Genomic DNA, 20,304 nt, shown 5'->3' with positions numbered 1-20,304 from the left:
GGCCGCCCGGAGGGACGGCGAAAAGGCCACCGGCCCCCCTGGACGGGGAGACGGTGGCCTCGTGCGGCTGCGGCCCGGAACGAACCGGGCGTGCCGGGGGAACCGCTTCGAGAAGCGCTCAGAGGACGCGAACGGCGCCGCTCGCCGGGTAGCCCGACAGCTCCTGGATGACGACGCCCTTGCTCGGGTTGGCGGCGTCGAGGTACTTGCCGTCGCCGATGTAGACACCCGTGTGGTACGCGGAACCGGCGCCGCCCCAGTAGAGGATGTCGCCGACCTGGATGTTGTTCAGGGAGACCTGGGTGCCGGCCACCGACTGGTCCTGGGAGACGCGCGGCAGGTCGATGCCGACCTGGCGGAACGCGGCCTGGACGAGGCTGGAGCAGTCCCAAGAGTTGGGGCCGGTGGCGCCCAGGACGTAGGCGTCACCGAGCTGCGCCTTGAGGAAGGCGACGACGGTCGCGGCGGAGCCGGACGCGTTGGAGACGCTCTGCGAGGCGCTGGAGAGGGTGGTGCGCTCGGACGAGCGGGAGGAACGCTCCTCGACCGCGGCGCGGGCGGCCTCCTCGGCCTTGCGCTCGGCCTCCGCCTTGCGCTCGGCCTCGGCCTTGGCCTTCTTCGCGGCCTTCGCGGCCTTGGCCGCGGCGGCGTCCTCCTGGGTCTGCAGATCGAGGTCCAGGGCTGCCTGCTGGGTCGCCTCGGCGGAGAGGGCGACCGCGCCGGCGAGCTCCGGGCCGTCGAAGGTGAGCGCGGGCATCTCGATGGTCTCGGTCACCGGCTCGGCGTTCGCCGGCCCGGCGCTTCCGGCCACCGCGATGGTGCTGAGGACGCCACCGGCAACTCCGGCGCGCAGCGCGAGCTTCGAGGAGCTGCGGCGGGGCTTCCGGTGGCTACGTATGTGAGCGGTGTGGGACATGGGTACAACCGCTATCAGGGCTCTACGGTTCCCATCAAGAAACGTGGTTTCCACCACAGTTGCCGCCGAGGGGGCCCGAATCCGCCCGTGTGCCACCTTTATTGACGCCGTAACGGACAAAACGGGCAGACGTGATCAGGGCTGTGGACACGGGCTTTCGTGAAAAGGTCCGTATTGCCCGTCGCTTACCACCCCTTCACACCGATGGCCAAGCCCCGGTTTTTCGGGCGGTGGCTCGAGTGGCGCAGGTCACAGAATGGTCACCGTGGTCCACCCTCGGGGCGCTCGTGAACAAGTGCACGTGTCCACTTCCGTCCGCCCCGCCCCTCGCGTGAGTGAAGGTCGTCCTTTATCACCCGGTCCGGTCCATCGCCAATTTGCCTGGACGGCGTCGCCCCTGCTAGTGACCCCCACCTCTGACCAGCGGCAACGATCGAAATGGTCACGTTTTGTAGCCGCTCGTGCGCTTCCCGTATGAAGATCACCGCTCATCCGACTTCATGATCCTTCGTCAGGTGGTGGAGATCACAAAGTCGTTGCCGTACCCCGTGTCGCAGATCACAGACCAGCGGGCATAGGATGCGGAGCAGTCGGGCTTGTGAACTGCCTCACATGAGCGTGATCTTCGCGGGGCGGCGAGGCGAGACCCGGTGCGGTCCAACGGTCAAGGACGACTGGAAGGAGCGAGGAGCGTGAATGCCTACGCGCCCATCCTCGTGCTCGGCGCCCTAGGGGCAGGCTTTGCGATCTTCTCCGTGGTCATGGCCACGCTCGTCGGCCCGAAGCGGTACAACCGCGCGAAGCTCGAGGCCTACGAGTGCGGTATCGAGCCGACGCCGACGCCGGCCGGAGGGGGCCGCTTCCCGATCAAGTACTACCTGACGGCGATGCTCTTCATCATCTTCGATATCGAGATCGTCTTCCTCTATCCATGGGCCGTCACGTTCGACGCCCTGGGGATCTTCGGGCTCGTGGAGATGCTGCTCTTCGTGCTCACCGTCTTCGTCGCCTACGCCTACGTCTGGCGGCGCGGCGGCCTGGAATGGGACTGAGGGGCTGAGGAGCAATGGGACTCGAAGAGAAACTGCCGAGCGGCTTCCTGCTGACCACCGTCGAGCAGGCCGCGGGCTGGGTGCGCAAGGCGTCCGTCTTCCCCGCGACCTTCGGCCTCGCCTGCTGCGCCATCGAGATGATGACGACCGGCGCCGGCCGCTACGACCTGGCCCGCTTCGGTATGGAGGTCTTCCGCGGATCGCCCCGGCAGGCCGACCTGATGATCGTGGCCGGCCGGGTGAGCCAGAAGATGGCGCCCGTCCTGCGCCAGGTCTACGACCAGATGCCCAATCCCAAGTGGGTGATTTCCATGGGGGTTTGCGCATCATCGGGCGGAATGTTCAACAATTACGCGATTGTGCAGGGTGTTGACCACATTGTTCCCGTTGACATCTATCTGCCCGGCTGCCCCCCTCGGCCGGAGATGCTGATGGACGCCATCCTCAAGCTCCACCAGAAGATCCAGAGCTCGAAGCTCGGTGTGAACGCGGAGGAAGCGGCCCGCGAGGCGGAGGAAGCGGCACTCAAGGCGCTCCCGACGATCGAGATGAAGGGCCTGCTCCGGTGAGCGGCGCGCACACGGCCGCCGGGCCGCAGACGACGAAACCCGCACCCCTGTGCCGGACGGGCGGGGAAGCGATCAAGGGGGTGCACAAGTGACCGACCAGCCGAACCCGGAGAAGGAGCTCTCCGAGCAGAACCTGCCGGGCCAGCGCGGTGAGCACGGCGAGGAGATCCGCGTCCAGCGCGGCATGTTCGGCGCCGGCGACGGCGGCGACACCTCCGGCTACGGCGGACTCGTCCGCTCCGTCCGGCTGCCCGGCGCCGCCACCCGCCCCTACGGCGGCTGGTTCGATGAGGTCGCCGACGAGCTCGAGGGCGCCCTGGAGGAGCAGGACCTCCTCCCGGAGAACGCGATCGAGAAGACCGTCGTCGACCGCGACGAACTCACCTTCCACATCGCGCGCGAGCACCTCGTCCGGGTCGCCAGGACGCTGCGCGACGACCCGGCGCTCCGCTTCGAGCTGTGCACGGGGGTCAGCGGCGTCCACTATCCCGGTGACCAGGGGCGCGAGCTGCACGCCGTCTACCACCTGCGTTCGCTCACCCACGGCCGGCTGATCCGGCTGGAGGTCAGCGCCCCGGACACGGACCCGCACGTCCCGTCGCTCGTCGAGGTCTATCCGACCAACGACTGGCACGAGCGCGAGACCTACGACTTCTTCGGTCTGGTCTTCGACGGCCACCCCGCCCTCACCCGGATCATGATGCCGGACGACTGGCAGGGCTTCCCGCAGCGCAAGGACTACCCCCTCGGCGGCATCCCCGTCGAGTACAAGGGCGCCCAGATCCCGGCTCCTGACCAGCGGAGGTCGTACTCGTGACCACCTCATCGGCAAGCTCGCGCGAGACCACCGAGGGAACCGTCCACACGGTCACCGGCGGGGACTGGGACGAGGTCGTGGAGACCGCGGCCAAGGCCGACGACGAGCGCATCGTCGTCAACATGGGACCCCAGCACCCCTCCACCCACGGAGTGCTCCGGCTGATCCTCGAGATCGACGGCGAGACCGTCACCGAGGCCCGCTGCGGCATCGGGTACCTGCACACCGGGATCGAGAAGAACCTCGAGTACCGGACGTGGACGCAGGGAACCACCTTCGTCACGCGCATGGACTACCTGACGCCGTTCTTCAACGAGACGGCGTACTGCCTCGCCGTCGAGCGACTCCTCGGCATCGAGGACCAGATCCCCGACCGTGCCTCGGTCATCCGGGTGCTCCTGATGGAGCTCAACCGGCTCTCCTCGCACCTGGTGTGCATCGCCACCGGCGGCATGGAGCTGGGCGCGACCACGGTCATGATCTACGGATTCCGTGATCGTGAACTCATTCTCGACATCTACGAACTGATCACCGGCCTGCGGATGAACCACGCGTACATCCGCCCCGGCGGTCTCGCCCAGGACCTGCCCCCGGGCGCGGTCGACCAGATCCGCGAGTTCGTGAAGACGATGAAGAAGAACCTTCCCGAGTACGACAAGCTCGCCACCGGGAACCCCATCTTCAAGGCCCGGATGCAGGACATCGGCTATCTCGACCTCGCCGGCTGCATGGCACTCGGCGCGACGGGCCCGATCCTGCGCTCCACCGGCCTCCCGCACGACCTGCGCAAGTCCGATCCGTACTGCGGGTACGAGAACTACGAGTTCGACGTCCCGACCGCGGACACCTGCGACGCCTACGGCCGCTTCCTCATCCGGCTGGAGGAGATGCGGCAGTCGCTGCGGATCGTCGAGCAGTGCCTGGACCGGCTCGCCCCAGGACCGGTGATGGTCGAGGACAAGAAGATCGCCTGGCCCGCGCAGCTCGCGCTCGGCCCGGACGGCCTCGGCAACTCCCTCGACCACATCAAGAAGATCATGGGCACCTCCATGGAGGCCCTGATCCACCACTTCAAGCTGGTGACCGAGGGCTTCCGGGTTCCGGCAGGACAGGCGTACGCGGCCGTCGAATCCCCCAAGGGCGAGCTCGGCGTCCATGTCGTCTCGGACGGCGGCACCCGCCCCTACCGGGTCCACTTCCGCGACCCGTCCTTCACCAATCTGCAGGCCATGGCGGCGATGTGCGAGGGCGGCCAGGTCGCCGACGTGATCGTCGCCGTCGCGTCCATCGACCCCGTGATGGGAGGCGTCGACCGGTGACAGACGTATCGCTCGGCATGCCCCAGCTCCCCGCCCCCGACTATCCGGCGGAGGTGCGCACGAGGCTGGAGACGGACGCCCGGCAGATCATCGGCCGCTACCCGGACAGCCGGTCCGCGCTGCTGCCGCTGCTGCACCTCGTGCAGTCGGAGGAGGGCCACGTCACCCGCACCGGCATGCGGTTCTGCGCGGAGGTCCTGGACCTGACGACGGCCGAGGTCACCGCGGTCGCGACCTTCTACTCGATGTACCGCCGCAAGCCGTCCGGCGAGTACCAGGTCGGCGTCTGCACCAACACCCTCTGCGCCGTGATGGGCGGCGACGCGATCTTCGACGGGCTCAAGGAGCACCTCGGCGTCGGCAACGGCGGGACCACCGAGGACGGCAAGGTCACCCTCGAGCACATCGAGTGCAACGCGGCCTGCGACTTCGCCCCCGTCGTGATGGTCAACTGGGAGTTCTTCGACAACCAGACCCCCGAGTCGGCCCGACGGCTCGTCGACGACCTGAGGGCCGGGCGTAGCGTCGAACCCACCCGCGGCGCCCCGCTGTGCACGTTCAAGGAGACCGCCCGCATCCTGGCCGGCTTCCCCGACGAGCGCCCCGGAGCCGTCGAGGCCACCGGCGGCGCCGGCCCCGCCTCCCTCGTCGGCCTCCGGCTGGCCAAGGGCGAGGCCCCCCAGCCGCGGGTCGTCCACCCGCGCGGCGCCGCTCCGCAGGACGAGCCCCCGGGCGAGCACCTCAGCTCGCACGCGAGCCCGTCGCCCGACCACCACCCCTCGACGAGTCCCTCCGGGACGCAGAACGACTCACAGGCCACATCGGCGTCGGACCCGGCCCACCCGGCCGGCCCGGTATCCGAGGAGGGGGAGTGATGACCGTGTCCACCGAGTACGGGCCGGAGGCAGGCGGCGGGACCAGCCCCGAGAAGCTGCTCATGCCCGTCCTTTCCGCCTTCTGGGACCAGCCCGAGTCCTGGACCCTGCAGACCTACCGCGAGCACGAGGGCTACGAGGGACTGCGCAAGGCCCTCGCCATGGCCCCCGACGACCTGATCGCGTACGTGAAGGACTCCGGGCTGCGCGGCCGCGGCGGCGCCGGCTTCCCCACCGGGATGAAGTGGCAGTTCATCCCGCAGGGCGACGGCAAGCCGCACTACCTCGTCGTCAACGCCGACGAGTCGGAGCCGGGCACCTGCAAGGACATCCCGCTGCTCTTCGCCAACCCCCACTCCCTCATCGAGGGCATCGTGATCGCCTGCTACGCGATCCGGTCCAGCCACGCCTTCGTCTATCTGCGCGGTGAGGTCGTCCCCGTACTGCGCAGGCTGCACGAGGCCGTCCGCGAGGCGTACGACGCCGGCTACCTCGGCAAGAACATCCTCGGCAGCGGACTCGACGTCGAACTCACCGTGCACGCCGGCGCCGGCGCGTACATCTGCGGTGAGGAGACCGCCCTGCTGGACTCGCTGGAGGGCCGGCGCGGACAGCCCCGGCTGCGGCCGCCCTTCCCCGCGGTCGCCGGTCTGTACGCCTGCCCCACCGTGGTGAACAACGTCGAGTCCATCGCGTCCGTTCCCGCGATCCTCAACAAGGGCAAGGAGTGGTTCCGCTCCATGGGCAGCGAGAAGTCCCCCGGCTTCACGCTGTACTCGCTGAGCGGCCACGTCGCGCGCCCCGGTCAGTACGAGGCCCCGCTCGGCATCACGCTGCGCCAACTGCTCGACATGGGCGGCGGCATGCGCCCCGGCCACCGGCTGAAGTTCTGGACGCCCGGCGGCTCCTCCACCCCGATGTTCACCGACGAGCACCTCGACGTGCCGCTGGACTACGAGGGCGTGGGCGCCGCCGGTTCCATGCTCGGAACCAAGGCGCTCCAGTGCTTCGACGAGACGACCTGCGTGGTCCGGGCCGTGACCCGCTGGACCGAGTTCTACGCCCACGAGTCCTGCGGCAAGTGCACGCCCTGCCGCGAAGGCACCTACTGGCTGGTCCAGTTGCTGCGCGACATCGAGGCGGGCAAGGGCTCGGCGGAGGACCTCGACAAGCTGAACGACATCGCCGACAACATCAACGGCAAGTCGTTCTGCGCCCTCGGTGACGGCGCCGCGGCGCCGATCTTCTCCTCGCTGAAGTACTTCCGCGACGAGTACGAGCAGCACATCACCGGCCGGGGCTGCCCCTTCGACCCCGCGAAGTCCACGGCCTGGGCCGTGTCGAACCTGGAGGTGGACGCATGACCGTCACCACGTCCGCCGCGAACACCGGCGGCGGGAGCGCCGCGGTCCCGCCGGAGGACCTGGTCACGCTGACCATCGACGGGGTCGAGATCTCCGTACCGAAGGGCACCCTGGTCATCCGGGCCGCCGAACAGCTCGGCATCGAGATCCCCCGGTTCTGCGACCACCCGCTCCTCGACCCGGCCGGCGCCTGCCGTCAGTGCATCGTCGAGGTCGAGGGCCAGCGCAAGCCGATGGCCTCCTGCACCATCACCTGCACCGACGGCATGGTCGTCAGGTCCCAGCTCACCTCGCCCGTCGCCGAGAAGGCGCAGCAGGGCGTGATGGAGCTGCTGCTCATCAACCACCCGCTCGACTGCCCCGTCTGCGACAAGGGCGGCGAATGCCCGCTGCAGAACCAGGCCGTCTCGCACGGTCAGGCGGAGTCCCGCTTCGAGGGCAGGAAGCGGACGTACGAGAAGCCGATCAACATCTCCACCCAGGTGCTGCTCGACCGCGAGCGGTGCGTGCTGTGCGCGCGATGCACCCGCTTCTCCAACCAGATCGCCGGCGACCCGATGATCGAACTCCTGGAACGCGGCGCGCTCCAGCAGGTCGGCACGGGCGAGGGCGACCCCTTCGAGTCCTACTTCTCCGGGAACACCATCCAGATCTGCCCGGTCGGCGCGCTGACCTCGGCGGCCTACCGGTTCCGCTCCCGGCCCTTCGACCTCGTCTCGTCGCCGTCCGTCTGCGAGCACTGCGCGGGTGGCTGCGCGACCCGCACCGACCACCGGCGCGGAAAGGTCATGCGGCGGCTCGCCGCCGAGGACCCCGAGGTCAACGAGGAGTGGATCTGCGACAAGGGGCGGTTCGCCTTCCGCTACGCCCAGCAGCGCGACCGGCTCACCACGCCGCTCGTCCGCAACAGGGAGACCGGCGAGCTGGAGACCGCGAGCTGGCCGGAGGCGCTGGAGGCGGCGGCCACCGGACTCGCGGCGGCACGCGGCCGGGCCGCGGTGCTCACCGGCGGTCGGCTGACCTTCGAGGACGCCTACGCGTACGCCAAGTTCGCCCGGATCGCCCTCGACACCAACGACATCGACTTCCGGGCCCGGGTCCACTCCTCGGAGGAGGCCGACTTCCTCGCCGCCCGGGTCGCCGGCCGCGGCCGGGACCTCGACCGCGCGGGCGTCTCCTACGCCTCGCTGGAGAAGGCCCCGGCGGTGCTGCTCGTGGGCTTCGAGGCGGAGGAGGAGGCTCCGGGGGTCTTCCTCCGGCTGCGCAAGGCCGCGCGCAAGCACGGCCAGCGGACGTTCGCCCTCGCCACGCACGCCACCCGCGGGCTCACGAAGGCCGGGGGCGTGCTGCTTCCGGCGGCTCCCGGCACCGAGGCCGAATGGCTGGACGCGCTGGCGTCGGGCACCGGGCTCGAGGGGGACGGCGCCACGGCCGCCGAGGCGCTGCGGGCAGAAGGCGCCGTGATCGTCGTCGGTGAGCGGCTGGCCGGAGTACCGGGCGCTCTGAGCGCGGTCGCGCGCACCGCCACGGCGACCGGCGCCGAGCTGGTCTGGATCCCGCGCCGCGCCGGCGAGCGCGGCGCCGTCGAGGCCGGCGCCCTGCCGTCCCTGCTGCCCGGCGGTCGCCCCGCCACCGACCCGCGGGCCCGCGAGGAGACCGCGGCGGCCTGGGGCGTACGCGAACTGCCGCACCGCTACGGCCGGGACACCGGGCAGATCGTGGAGGCCGCCGCCAACGGCGAACTGGCCGCCCTGGTCGTCGCCGGCGTCGAGGTCGCCGACCTGCCCCACCCGGCACGTGCCCGGGAGGCGCTCGACTCGGTCGGCTTCCTGGTCTCGCTGGAACTGCGGCCCTCCGAGGTCACCTCGCGGGCCGACGTGGTCTTCCCGGTCGCGGCCGTGGCCGAGAAGCCGGGCACGTTCCTCAACTGGGAGGGCAGGGCACGGCTCTTCGAGGCCGCGCTCAAGCCGGACCAGATGACCCGCCCGCTGCCGCCGGCGGACGCGCGGGTGCTGCACATGCTCGCCGACGCGCTCGACGTGCACCTCGCCCTGCCCGACCTCCGTTCCGTACGGCGCGAGATGGACCGGCTCGGCGGCTGGACCGGCCCCCGGGCGGACCAGCCCGCCGAGTCCGCCCGGCCGCTGCCCCGCCCCGGCGAGGGCGAGGCGGTCCTGGCCGGTCACCGGCTCCTGCTCGACCAGGGGCTCCTCCAGGAGGGCGACGAGGCGCTGGCCGGCACCCGGCACGCGGCCGTCGCCCGGCTCTCCGCCGCCACCGCGGCCGAGACCGGGGTCAAGGACGGCGATCTGCTCGCCGTCAGCGGTCCCTCCGGTTCCGTGCAACTCCCGCTCCAGGTGACCGAGATGCCCGACCACGTGGTGTGGCTCCCGCTCAACTCGGCCGGCGGCGGCGTGCTGAGCGACACGGGCGTGACGCCCGGCCGGCTCGTCCGCGTCGGCCCGGCGGCAACGGCCGGCCACGGGACCGCCGGCCCCGACGACGTACCGGAGGTGCGCGCGTGAACCCGGCACTCCTCGACCAGACGCTGCTCGCGGCGGAGGACCTCTCGCTGTTCGGGCGGGACCCCTGGTGGCTCGTCGTCGTCAAGGCGGTCTTCTGCTTCGCCTTCCTGATGGTGACCGTGCTGTTCTCCATCGTGTGGGAGCGCAAGGTCGTCGCGTGGATGCAGTTGCGCATCGGCCCCAACCGGCACGGTCCGTGGGGCCTCCTCCAGTCCCTCGCGGACGGCGTCAAGCTGATGCTCAAGGAGGACGTGATCGTCAAGCGCGCGGACAAGGTGGTCTACGTCCTCGCGCCGGTCGTCGCGGCCATCCCGGCCTTCATGGCGATCGCCGTGATCCCGTTCGGCCCGGCCGGCAACGAGATCTCGATCTTCGGCCAGCGGACCACGATGCAGCTCACCGACCTGCCGATCGCGATGCTCTACATCCTCGCGGTGGCCTCGGTCGGCATCTACGGCATCGTGCTCGCCGGCTGGTCGTCCGGCTCGACGTACCCGCTGCTCGGCGGACTGCGCTCCTGCGCCCAGATGATCTCGTACGAGATCGCCATGGGCGCCGCGTTCGCCTCCGTCTTCCTCTATTCCGGCTCGATGTCGACCTCGACGATCGTGGAGGCACAGGCGGACCGCTGGTACGTCCTGCTGCTGCCGGTCTCGTTCCTCATCTACATCGTGACGATGGTCGGTGAGACCAACCGGGCGCCGTTCGACATGCCGGAGTCCGAGGGCGACCTCGTCGGCGGCTTCAACACCGAGTACTCGTCGATCAAGTTCGCGATGTTCATGCTCGCCGAGTACGTGAACATGGTCACCGTCGCGGCGGTCTCCGTCACCCTCTTCCTGGGCGGCTGGCGGGCCCCGTGGCCGGTCAGCACCTTCTGGGAGGGCGCGAACCACGGCTGGTGGCCGATGCTCTGGTTCGTCATCAAGGTGCAGTTGCTGCTCTTCTTCTTCATCTGGCTGCGCGGCACGCTCCCGCGCGTCCGCTACGACCAGCTGATGAAACTCGGCTGGAAGGTGCTCATCCCGGTCTCGGTCGTCTGGCTGATGCTCGTCGCCACCGTGCGGGCGCTGCGCAACGACGGCCGCGACTTCTCACAGATCGTGCTGTACGTCGGCGGTGCGGTCCTCGCCGTCCTGCTGTTGTCCTTCGTCGCGGACCTCTTCCGCGGCCGCAGGGAACGGGCCGAGGCGGAGGCGGCCGAGGAGGCGGAGGCCGAACAGGGCGGTGCGCCCGGGGCGTTCGACCCGATGGCCGGCGGTTTCCCGGTGCCCCCGCTGCCCGGACAGGTGCTGCCGCAGGTTCCGCGAAGGCGGCCCCGTCGCGACCGCGAGCTGATTGTCAGTGGCGGCGCGAATACTGACAGTGACGGACCTCGTGACGGAAAGGAGGCTGACGGTGTCTGAGCGACCCGAGGATTCCGGGAGCGCGTTCCAGAACCCGGTCGCCGGCTTCGGCGTGACCTTCAAGGCCATGTTCAAGAAGCGGCTGACCGAGCAGTACCCGGAGCAGCAGAAGACGACGGCGCCGCGCTTCCACGGCCGGCACCAGCTCAACCGGCACCCGGACGGGCTGGAGAAGTGCGTCGGTTGCGAGCTGTGCGCCTGGGCCTGTCCGGCCGACGCGATCTACGTGGAGGGCGCGGACAACACCGAGGAGGAGCGGTACTCGCCCGGCGAGCGGTACGGCCGCGTCTACCAGATCAACTACGCCCGCTGCATCCTCTGCGGGCTGTGCATCGAGGCGTGCCCGACCCGGGCGCTCACGATGACCAACGAGTTCGAGCTGGCCGACAGCTCCCGCGAGAACCTGATCTACACCAAGGAGCAGCTGCTGGCGGGCCTCGAGCCCGGCATGGTCGACACCCCGCACGCGATCCACCCCGGCACGGACGAGCAGGACTACTACCGGGGGCTGGTCACCGAGGCCGCCCCCGGCACCGAGCGCCAGGTCGCCGTGTCCAAGGGGGAGAAGCCGCAGGACGCCGGCTCCGGGCCGGAGGGGCCGGCGGCGAAGAAGGAGGTCGACGCATGAGCGCGCTGGCCGCCGCGACCTCCACCGGCGAGGCCGTCCAGTTCTGGGTCCTCGGCACCGTCGCCGTCGTCGGGGCGCTGTGCACCATCCTGATGAAGAAGGCCGTGCACAGCGCGCTGTGCCTCGCCGGGACCATGATCGTCCTGGCGGTCTTCTACCTCGCCAACGGCGCGTACTTCCTGGGCGTCGTCCAGATCGTCGTCTACACCGGCGCGATCATGATGCTCTTCCTGTTCGTCGTCATGCTGGTCGGTGTCACGGCCGCGGACTCCCTCAAGGAGACCCTGAAGGGCCAGCGCTGGTGGGCGGCCCTCTGCGGCATCGGCTTCGGCGTCCTGATGATCGCGGGCATCGGCCACGCCTCGCTGGGCCCGGGGTCCTTCATCGGACTCGGCGAGGCCAACGCGGCGGGCAACGTCGAGGGCCTGGCGGCGCTGATCTTCACCAAGTACGTCTTCGCGTTCGAGATCACCGGCGCCCTGCTCATCACGGCGGCGGTCGGCGCGATGGTGCTCACCCACCGGGAGCGCACGGAGCGCGCGAGGACCCAGCGGGAACTGGCCGAGCAGCGCGTGCGCGAGGCGAGCGCCCTCCCGTCGCCCGACCGCCACCCCTCGTCGGCGGCCTACGGCTGGAAGCTCCCGACTCCGCTGCCCGCCCCGGGCGTGTACGCACGCCACAACGCGGTGGACATCCCCGGTCTGCTCCCCGACGGCACCCCGTCGGAGCTCACCGTCAGCAAGACGCTGCGCTCCCGCGGCCAGGTCCGGGACGTGTCCCGTGAGGCACTGAACGACCTCAAGGCGCTGGAGCGCCGCTCCGAGGAACGCCTCGACCGGGACCAGGACGAACGCGGCCGGGACGGCCGCCGCGACGGACAGGAGGCCAAGCGGTGAACCCCGTCAACTATCTCTACCTCGCCGCCCTGTTGTTCACCATCGGCGCGGCCGGCGTACTGATCAGGCGGAACGCGATCGTCGTCTTCATGTGCATCGAGCTCATGCTCAACGCCTGCAACCTCGCGCTCGTCGCCTTCTCCCGGATGCACGGCAATCTCGACGGCCAGATCATCGCCTTCTTCACGATGGTCGTCGCCGCCGCCGAGGTCGTGGTCGGGCTCGCGATCATCGTGTCGCTGTTCCGTTCCCGCCACTCGGCCTCGGTCGACGACGCCAGTCTGATGAAGCTGTAAGGGGTCGCAGACTCGTGGACAACGCAGAGAACCTGATCGCGCTGCTGGTCGCGGCGCCCTTGCTCGGCGCGGCCGTGCTGCTGCTCGGCGGGCGCCGGCTCGACCGCTCGGGCCACTGGATCGGCACCGCGCTCGCCGCCGCCTCCTTCGTCGTCGCCGTCGTGCTGTTCGCCGACATGCTCGGCCGGCCCGGCGACGACCGCACTCTCCACCAGCACCTGTTCAGCTGGATCCCGGTCGGCGGCTTCCAGGCGGACGTCGCCTTCCAGCTCGACCAGCTGTCGATGACCTTCGTCCTGCTGATCACCGGCGTCGGCTCGCTCATCCATCTGTACTCGGTGGGGTACATGGAGCACGACGAGCGCCGCCGCCGCTTCTTCGGCTACCTCAACCTGTTCCTCGCGGCGATGCTCCTGCTCGTGCTCGCCGACAACTACCTGCTGCTGTACGTCGGGTGGGAGGGCGTCGGCCTCGCCTCGTACCTGCTCATCGGCTTCTGGCAGCACAAGCCCAGCGCGGCGACGGCGGCGAAGAAGGCCTTCCTGGTCAACCGGGTCGGCGACATGGGACTGTCCATCGCCATCATGCTGATGTTCACCACCTTCGGCACCTTCGCCTTCGGGCCGGTGCTGGGGTCCACGGGCAGGGCGTCCGAGGGCACGCTGACCGCCCTTGGCCTGCTCCTGCTGCTCGCCGCCTGCGGCAAGTCCGCCCAGGTGCCACTGCAGTCCTGGCTCGGGGACGCCATGGAGGGTCCGACCCCGGTCTCGGCCCTGATCCACGCGGCGACGATGGTCACCGCCGGCGTCTACCTGATCACCCGCTCCGGGGCGATCTTCAACGCCGCCCCGGACGCCCAGCTCGCCGTCGTCACGGTCGGCGCGGTCACGCTCCTCTTCGGTGCGATCGTCGGTTGTGCGAAGGACGACATCAAGAAGGCGCTGGCCGGTTCGACGATGTCGCAGATCGGCTACATGATCCTGGCGGCGGGCCTCGGGCCGATCGGATACGCCTTCGCGATCATGCATCTGGTCACCCACGGATTCTTCAAGGCCGGGCTCTTCCTCGGTGCCGGTTCGGTCATGCACGGCATGAACGACGAGGTGGACATGAGGAAGTACGGCGGCCTGCGGAAGTACATGCCGATCACCTTCGTCACCTTCGGCCTCGGCTACCTCGCCATCATCGGTTTCCCGGGCCTGTCCGGCTTCTTCTCCAAGGACAAGATCATCGAGGCGGCCTTCGCCAAGGGCGGCACCGAGGGCTGGATCCTCGGCGGCGCGGCCCTGCTGGGCGCCGCCATCACCGCCTTCTACATGACGCGTGTGATGCTGATGACCTTCTTCGGCGAGAAGCGCTGGCAGCCCGACGACAAGGGCGAACCGCCGCATCCGCACGAGTCGCCGAGGACGATGACGATCCCGATGATCGTGCTCGCCTTCGGCTCGGTCTTCGCCGGCGGGCTGTTCTCCTGGCACGAGTCGTTCGTGAAGTGGCTGGAGCCGGTCACCAGCTTCGAACACGGCCATTCGCCGCTCAGCGCCGCCACGGTCACGACCGCGACGGTCGCGGTGATGGTCCTCGGCGTCGCACTCGCCTATCTCCAGTACGGCCGCCGCCCGGTGCCGGTCACCCCGCCGCGCGGTTCGCTGCTCACCCGGGCCGCCCGCCGCGACCTCCTCCAGGACGACTTCAACCACGTGGTCCTGGTCCGGGGCGGCGAGCACCTGACCCGGTCGCTCGTGTACGTGGACCACAGCCTGGTCGACGGGGTCGTCAACGGCACGGCGGCCTCGTTCGGCGGCCTCTCCGGCCGGCTCCGCAAGCTGCAGAACGGCTACGCCCGCACCTACGCGGTCACGATGTTCGGAGGTACGGCGGTGCTGATCGCCGCGACCCTGCTGATGAGGGCGGTGTAACCGACATGTCCTTCCCGCTCCTCACCGCGGCGGCGGCGCTCCCGGCGCTCGGCGCGATCGCCACCGCCGCCGTCCCGGCCGGCCGGCGCACGGCCGCCAAGTGGCTGGCGCTGCTGGTCTCCCTGGGCACGCTCGTGCTCGCGGCGGTGATCGCCGTACGGTTCGAGCCCGGCGGCGACCGCTACCAGCTCACCGAGTCCCACGCCTGGATCGCGGACTTCGGGGTCCGCTACGAACTGGGCGTGGACGGGATCGCGGTGGCATTGATCGCGCTGACCGCCGTTTTGATCCCGCCGATCATTCTGGCGGGTTGGCACGATGCCGACCCCTCCCCCGCCTCCGGCGGGGACACCCCTGCCGAGACGAAGAACTACAGGTGGCGGCCGACCCAGGGATTCTTCGCCCTGATCCTGTCGGTCGAGGCGATGGTGATCCTCTCCTTCGAGGCCACCGACGTCTTCCTCTTCTACATCCTCTTCGAAGCCATGCTCATCCCGATGTACTTCCTCATCGGCGGCTTCGGTGACCGTGCCGCACCTGCTCGACAGGCCGCTGCCGCGGCGGGGGGCCGCGACGAGAACGCGGCGGCCCAGCGTTCCTACGCCGCGGTGAAGTTCCTCCTCTACAACCTGGTCGGCGGCCTCATCATGCTGGCCGCGGTCATCGGGCTCTACGTGGTCGCGGGGAACTTCTCGCTGACGGAGATCGCCGAGGCCCGTGCCAACGGCACGCTGGAGATGGCCACCAACACCGAGCGGCTGCTGTTCCTCGGCTTCTTCTTCGCCTTCGCGGTGAAGGCGCCGCTCTGGCCGCTGCACACCTGGCTGCCCAACGCGATGGGCGAGTCGACCGCCCCGGTCGCCGTGCTGATCACGGCCGTGGTCGACAAGGTCGGCACGTTCGCGATGCTGCGCTTCTGCCTGGGCCTGTTCCCGGAGGCGTCCGAGTGGGCGACCCCGGTGATCCTGGCCCTGGCCCTGGTCAGCATCGTCTACGGCGCGCTGCTCGCCGTCGGGCAGCGCGACATCAAGCGCCTGATCGCCTATGCGTCGATCTCCCACTTCGGCTTCATCATCATGGGCATCTTCGCGATGACCACCCAGGGGCAGTCCGGGGCGACGCTCTACATGGTGAACCACGGGATCTCGACCGCCGCGCTGATGCTGGTGGCCGGCTTCCTGATCTCGCGGCGCGGCTCCCGGCTCATCGCCGACTACGGCGGAGTGCAGAAGGTCGCTCCGGTCCTCGCCGGCACCTTCCTCATCGGCGGCCTGGCGACCCTGTCGCTGCCGGGACTCGCGCCGTTCGTCAGTGAGTTCCTGGTCCTCGTCGGGACGTTCGCGCGCTATCCGGTCGTCGGCATCATCGCGACCTTCGGCATCGTGCTCGCCGCGCTCTACACGCTGGTGCTGTACCAGCGGACGATGACCGGACCGGTGAAGGAGGAGGTGCGGAGCCTTCCGGATCTCCGGCTGCGCGAGCTGGTCGTGGTCACGCCGCTGATCGCGCTGCTCGTTTTCCTCGGCGTCTTTCCGAAGCCGCTGACGGACATCGTCAACCCGGCCGTCGAACACACCATGTCCGACGTCCAGAAGAAGGACCCCCAGCCCGAGGTGGAGGCGGCCAAGTGAGCACGACAGCTGTCCACAACCTGTGGACGACGGCAGCCCAGCCGCTGGACAGGATCCCGGCGCCGCACATCGAGTACGCACAGCTCGCGCCCATGCTGATCGTGGTCGGCGCGGCGATCCTCGGTGTGCTGGTCGAGGCCTTCGTCCCGCGCAGGAGCCGCCACTACACACAGGTGTTCCTCGCCGTCGTGGCCCTGGCCGCCGCGTTCGCCGCGGTGGTCGGCTTGGCCGTCGGCGGCTACGGCACGACCAAGGCGCACATCGCGGCGATGGGCGCCATCGCGGTCGACGGCCCCGCCCTGTTCCTGCAGGGCACGATCCTACTGGCGTCGCTGGTCGCGGTGTTCACCTTCGCCGAGCGCCGGCTCGACCCCGCGGCGCACGGCGAGCGCGTCGACTCCTTCGCCGCACAGGCCGGCTCGGTACCGGGCAGCGACAGCGAGAAGGCCGCGGTCAAGGCGGGGTTCACCACAACCGAGGTGTTCCCGCTGGCCCTCTTCGCCGTTGCCGGGATGCTGGTCTTCCCCGCGGCGAACGATCTGCTGACACTGTTCATCGCCCTGGAGGTCTTCTCCCTCCCGCTGTACCTGCTGTGCGCGCTGGCCCGGCGCAAGCGGCTCATGTCGCAGGAGGCCGCGGTGAAGTACTTCCTCCTCGGCGCCTTCTCCTCCGCGTTCCTGCTCTTCGGCATCGCCCTGCTGTACGGCTACGCGGGCTCGGTCGCGTACGCGCGCATCGCCGACGTCGTCGACGGCACCGTCCAGACCATCGACCCCGCGCTCGCCGGCACGATGGGCAACGACGCCCTGCTGCTCATCGGCGGGGCGCTGATCCTTACGGGGCTGCTCTTCAAGGTGGGCGCGGTGCCGTTCCACATGTGGACCCCGGACGTCTACCAGGGCGCACCGACCCCGGTCACCGGCTTCATGGCGGCGGCCACCAAGGTCGCGGCCTTCGGCGCACTGCTCCGGCTGCTGTACGTGGTGCTGCCCGGGCTGCGCTGGGACTGGCGGCCGGTCATGTGGGCGATCGCCATCGTCACCATGCTGGGCGGCGCGATCGTCGCCATCACCCAGACCGACATCAAGCGGCTTCTGGCGTACTCCTCGATCGCACACGCCGGCTTCATCCTCGCCGGTGTCATCGCGGTGACGCCGGACGGTGTCTCGTCGGTGCTCTTCTACCTGCTCGCGTACTCCTTCGTCACCATCGGCGCGTTCGCGGTGGTCACGCTGGTGCGCGACGCCGGCGGCGAGGCCACCCACCTGTCCAAGTGGGCGGGCCTCGGCAGGCGGTCGCCGCTGGTCGCGGCCGTCTTCGCGGTGTTCCTGCTGGCCTTCGCGGGCATCCCGCTGACCTCTGGCTTCTCCGGGAAGTTCGCCGTGTTCCGGGCGGCGGCGGAGGGAGGCGCCGGGGTGCTGGTCGTGATCGGTGTGATCTCGTCCGCGATCGCCGCGTTCTTCTACATCCGGGTCATCGTGCTGATGTTCTTCAGCGAGCCGAAGCCGGAGGGCCCGACGGTCGCCGTCCCCTCCCCGCTGACGACGACGGCGATCGCGGTCGGCGTCGCGGTCACCCTGGTGCTCGGCGTGGCACCGCAGTACTTCCTGGACCTGGCCGGCCAGGCGAGCGTGTTCGTGCGGTAGGCGGTGGTCCGCGGGGGCGTCCCCGCACGGTCGGCGCAGGGCCCGGCACTTCTCGGAGGGGTGCCGGGCCCTCGCGCTGCACACGCCCACCCGGCCGGGCGGTCCGAATGCGACTACGCTCGATCACGGGGCGAGGCCGTCGGGTCGAGGAGGATCGTCATGATCGACCAGTACCAGGAGCCCGAGTACACCACCCCCTCCCAGGCCGAGGGCGAGGACCGGGAGTCGACCGAGGAGCAGCACCCCGACGTCGACCGGACCACGCCGTCCCAGGCCGAGGGGGAGCGCGTCACGGACGACAGGACCTGACCGCAGCCCGGACCGGTCCGGCGGTCAGGTGTCCGCACGGCCCGGTTCCGGTCCCCGTCCGGCTTCGACCGGTTCCGGTCCGGCCCTCGGCGCGTTTCCGTCCCCTTCCCGGGCGAGGTCATGCCCGGCCCCGGGCAACCCGCGATCAAGGCCCGGCGTCCTCCAGGGAGCCGGACCTTGATCGTGGACACGGGGGGACATCGTGGGCGCTTCAGCAGAGCAGCCGCAGCGGACCGGGGATCCGGAACGTCCGGACCGGCCACAGGATCCCGGCCGACGGGAGGAGCCGAAGCAACCGAGCAGCGCAGACACCTGGCCGACTGCGGCACTGCTCCCGGCCCTCCTGCTGCTGAGATTCTTCGGAGAACAGGGATGGGCCTACTGGACGGGGGCCGTCATCGGGGTGCTGGGCATGGCCGGCGTCACCGTCGAGGGCACAGCGGCGGTACGGCATCTGCTGAACGGCCGCAGGCCGTGGGTCGCCGCCTGGGTCCTCCTGGCCCTGGGATCGGGGTCGCTGGTCCTGGTGCTCGGACTGGCCGAGCACTGGTGACACCACGGGCCGCGCAGGCCGCGTGCCGGCTTCCGCGGGACTCCGCGAGGCCCCGGGCCGCTCGCGGGACCGTGGCGGTACGTGTGGGGACCACGACGGCGCCGAGGCCGGTCGCCGTCCACGAGCCGCTCGGCGCACGGGACCGTGGTGCCGGCGCCGGCACCACGGCGGTCAGAGGCCCGAGCAGGGCCCCTGACCCGAGGCCACGGGGTCGTGCGGGAAGCCATCGGGCCATCCCGACCCGACGGAGTCCTACTCGTCGGCGGCGGGCGCGATCCGGCCGGTGACCTCGCCGAGGCCGACCTTCACGCCGTCGGGGCCCGGTGCCCACGCGGTGAGGGTGACCTCGTCGCCGTCCTCCAGGAACGTCCGCTTCCCGTACGGCAGGTCCAGCGGGTCACGGCCGTTCCAGGTGAGTTCGAGGAGCGAGCCGCGCTGGTGCACGTCGGGGCCGCTGACCGTGCCGGAGCCGTACAGGTCCCCGGTGCGCAGCGAGGCGCCGTTGACGGTCATGTGGGCCAGTTGCTGGGCCGCGGTCCAGTACATGGTGGCGAACGGCGGCTCGGACACGATCTGCCCGTTGACGGCGACGGAGATACGCAGGTCGAAGCCGCCCGGCTCCTCGTCGCCGGAGTCGTCGAGGTAGGGCAGCAGGCCGAAGTCCCGGGCGGGCGGGGAGACCCGGGCGGCGTCGAGGGCCTCCAGCGGGGTGACCCAGGCGGACACGGACGTGGCGAACGACTTGCCGAGGAACGGGCCGAGGGGCACGTACTCCCAGGCCTGGATGTCGCGCGCGGACCAGTCGTTGAGCAACTGGAGCCCGAAGACATGGTCGCGGAAACCGTTCAGCGGGACGGGTCGGCCCAGTTCGGAGGGGGTGCCGACGACGAAGCCGACCTCCGCCTCGATGTCCAGCTTGACCGACGGGCCGAAGACGGGAGCCGGGTCGGCGGGGGCCTTCCGCTGTCCGGAGGGGCGGACGACCTCCGTGCCGGAGACGACGACGGTACCGGAGCGGCCGTGGTAACCGATCGGAAGATGCTTCCAGTTGGGCGTGAGCGGCTCGCCGTCCGGGCGGAAGATGCGGCCGACGTTGGTGGCGTGGTGCTCGCTGGCGTAGAAGTCGACGTAGTCGGCCACGTCGTAGGGGAGATGGAGCGTCACCGAGTCGAGCGGGTGGAGCAGCGGCTCGATGTCCCGGCGGTGGGCCGGCACCGTCACCCACGCGGTGAGCGCACGCCGCACGTCCCGCCAGGCGGTGCGGCCGGCGGCGAGCAGCGGTCCCAGGCCGGGCTGGGCGAGCAGCGCGGCGTACGGGGAGCCGAGGGTGTGCGCCGCGGCGCCGGCGTCGAGCACGTGGCCGCCGATCCGGACCCCGAGCCGGCGCCGGTCCGGCTCGTCCGCCGTGGTGAAGACGCCGTACGGGAGGTTGTGCGGGCCGAAGGGATCGCCCTCGGCCAGATCGAGCGGGCTCTGCTCGGGCATCGGTGCTTGCCTCGCTTTCCACGTGTGTGGAGGACACGTTACGTGGACAGTGCAGTCGGCGTCAGGGCCCACTCGGACACCCGGCGAACGCCCGGCGC

18 protein-coding genes are annotated in these 20,304 nt (G+C 70.2%); 16 read left to right on the top strand and 2 right to left on the bottom strand.

Annotated features, from left to right (window positions below; all coding sequences use genetic code 11):
* Nucleotides 1-118: 118 nt before the first annotated feature.
* Nucleotides 119-916, bottom strand: a complete 798-nt coding sequence (locus QMZ92_RS28350; protein ID WP_283300359.1) for a C40 family peptidase — start codon at nucleotides 914-916, stop codon at nucleotides 119-121.
* A 692-nt stretch (nucleotides 917-1,608) separates the two neighbouring features.
* On the opposite strand from QMZ92_RS28350, the gene QMZ92_RS28345 reads away from it, so the two are divergent.
* The 16 genes from QMZ92_RS28345 to QMZ92_RS28270 all read left to right on the top strand — a co-directional run bounded on the left by QMZ92_RS28345 (nucleotide 1,609) and on the right by QMZ92_RS28270 (nucleotide 18,721).
* A complete protein-coding gene (locus QMZ92_RS28345; RefSeq protein ID WP_093661633.1) occupies nucleotides 1,609-1,968 on the top strand; it encodes an NADH-quinone oxidoreductase subunit A in 360 nt (119 codons plus the stop codon).
* A gap of 14 nt (nucleotides 1,969-1,982) precedes the next feature.
* On the top strand, nucleotides 1,983-2,537 hold the full coding sequence (locus QMZ92_RS28340; RefSeq protein WP_007383964.1) for a NuoB/complex I 20 kDa subunit family protein: 555 nt from the start codon (nucleotides 1,983-1,985) through the stop codon (nucleotides 2,535-2,537).
* Between the two features lie 88 nt (nucleotides 2,538-2,625).
* The gene (locus QMZ92_RS28335) at nucleotides 2,626-3,354 is read left to right on the top strand and encodes an NADH-quinone oxidoreductase subunit C (RefSeq protein WP_138053739.1); all 729 of its coding nucleotides are present in this window, start codon (nucleotides 2,626-2,628) and stop codon (nucleotides 3,352-3,354) included.
* Nucleotides 3,351-4,673: an NADH-quinone oxidoreductase subunit D gene (locus QMZ92_RS28330; protein ID WP_283300357.1), complete on the top strand. Its 1,323-nt coding sequence runs from the start codon at nucleotides 3,351-3,353 to the stop codon at nucleotides 4,671-4,673. Before QMZ92_RS28335 ends, QMZ92_RS28330 begins: the two co-directional genes overlap by 4 nt.
* A gap of 17 nt (nucleotides 4,674-4,690) precedes the next feature.
* Nucleotides 4,691-5,548, top strand: a complete 858-nt coding sequence (nuoE, locus tag QMZ92_RS28325; RefSeq protein ID WP_283300429.1) for an NADH-quinone oxidoreductase subunit NuoE — start codon at nucleotides 4,691-4,693, stop codon at nucleotides 5,546-5,548.
* A complete protein-coding gene (gene nuoF / locus QMZ92_RS28320) occupies nucleotides 5,548-6,912 on the top strand; it encodes an NADH-quinone oxidoreductase subunit NuoF (protein WP_283300356.1) in 1,365 nt (454 codons plus the stop codon). Before nuoE ends, nuoF begins: the two co-directional genes overlap by 1 nt.
* Nucleotides 6,909-9,437 (top strand): NADH-quinone oxidoreductase subunit G, encoded by a 2,529-nt coding sequence (locus QMZ92_RS28315; RefSeq protein ID WP_283300355.1) that lies wholly within the window; start codon nucleotides 6,909-6,911, stop codon nucleotides 9,435-9,437. Before nuoF ends, QMZ92_RS28315 begins: the two co-directional genes overlap by 4 nt.
* Nucleotides 9,434-10,843, top strand: a complete 1,410-nt coding sequence (nuoH, locus tag QMZ92_RS28310; protein ID WP_283300354.1) for an NADH-quinone oxidoreductase subunit NuoH — start codon at nucleotides 9,434-9,436, stop codon at nucleotides 10,841-10,843. Before QMZ92_RS28315 ends, nuoH begins: the two co-directional genes overlap by 4 nt.
* Nucleotides 10,836-11,471 carry an NADH-quinone oxidoreductase subunit NuoI gene (nuoI, locus tag QMZ92_RS28305; RefSeq protein ID WP_283300353.1) on the top strand — a complete coding sequence of 212 codons (636 nt, stop codon included), beginning with the start codon at nucleotides 10,836-10,838 and terminating at the stop codon, nucleotides 11,469-11,471. Before nuoH ends, nuoI begins: the two co-directional genes overlap by 8 nt.
* Nucleotides 11,468-12,367: an NADH-quinone oxidoreductase subunit J gene (locus QMZ92_RS28300; RefSeq protein WP_283300351.1), complete on the top strand. Its 900-nt coding sequence runs from the start codon at nucleotides 11,468-11,470 to the stop codon at nucleotides 12,365-12,367. Before nuoI ends, QMZ92_RS28300 begins: the two co-directional genes overlap by 4 nt.
* Nucleotides 12,364-12,663, top strand: coding sequence for an NADH-quinone oxidoreductase subunit NuoK (gene nuoK, locus QMZ92_RS28295; protein WP_093661653.1), 300 nt, complete (start codon nucleotides 12,364-12,366; stop codon nucleotides 12,661-12,663). Before QMZ92_RS28300 ends, nuoK begins: the two co-directional genes overlap by 4 nt.
* Nucleotides 12,664-12,677: 14 nt before the next feature.
* Nucleotides 12,678-14,582 (top strand): NADH-quinone oxidoreductase subunit L, encoded by a 1,905-nt coding sequence (gene nuoL / locus QMZ92_RS28290; protein WP_283300349.1) that lies wholly within the window; start codon nucleotides 12,678-12,680, stop codon nucleotides 14,580-14,582.
* Nucleotides 14,583-14,587: 5 nt separating this feature from the next.
* A complete protein-coding gene (locus QMZ92_RS28285; RefSeq protein WP_283300348.1) occupies nucleotides 14,588-16,213 on the top strand; it encodes an NADH-quinone oxidoreductase subunit M in 1,626 nt (541 codons plus the stop codon).
* Nucleotides 16,210-17,859 (top strand): NADH-quinone oxidoreductase subunit NuoN, encoded by a 1,650-nt coding sequence (gene nuoN, locus QMZ92_RS28280; RefSeq protein WP_283300346.1) that lies wholly within the window; start codon nucleotides 16,210-16,212, stop codon nucleotides 17,857-17,859. Before QMZ92_RS28285 ends, nuoN begins: the two co-directional genes overlap by 4 nt.
* Nucleotides 17,860-18,018: 159 nt before the next feature.
* A complete protein-coding gene (locus QMZ92_RS28275) occupies nucleotides 18,019-18,168 on the top strand; it encodes a hypothetical protein (protein ID WP_283300345.1) in 150 nt (49 codons plus the stop codon).
* Nucleotides 18,169-18,370: 202 nt separating this feature from the next.
* A complete protein-coding gene (locus QMZ92_RS28270; RefSeq protein ID WP_283300344.1) occupies nucleotides 18,371-18,721 on the top strand; it encodes a hypothetical protein in 351 nt (116 codons plus the stop codon).
* Between the two features lie 252 nt (nucleotides 18,722-18,973).
* Here QMZ92_RS28270 and fahA read toward each other — a convergent pair whose 3' ends face one another.
* A complete protein-coding gene (gene fahA, locus QMZ92_RS28265; RefSeq protein WP_283300342.1) occupies nucleotides 18,974-20,206 on the bottom strand; it encodes a fumarylacetoacetase in 1,233 nt (410 codons plus the stop codon).
* Nucleotides 20,207-20,304: the final 98 nt, after the last annotated feature.

It is taken from the genome of Streptomyces sp. HNM0645, from assembly GCF_030056615.1.
GTDB classification, from domain to species: domain Bacteria; phylum Actinomycetota; class Actinomycetes; order Streptomycetales; family Streptomycetaceae; genus Streptomyces; species Streptomyces marianii.
The sequence above is the reverse complement of the archived record's forward strand: the minus strand, read 5'-3'. Positions and strand labels throughout refer to the sequence as shown.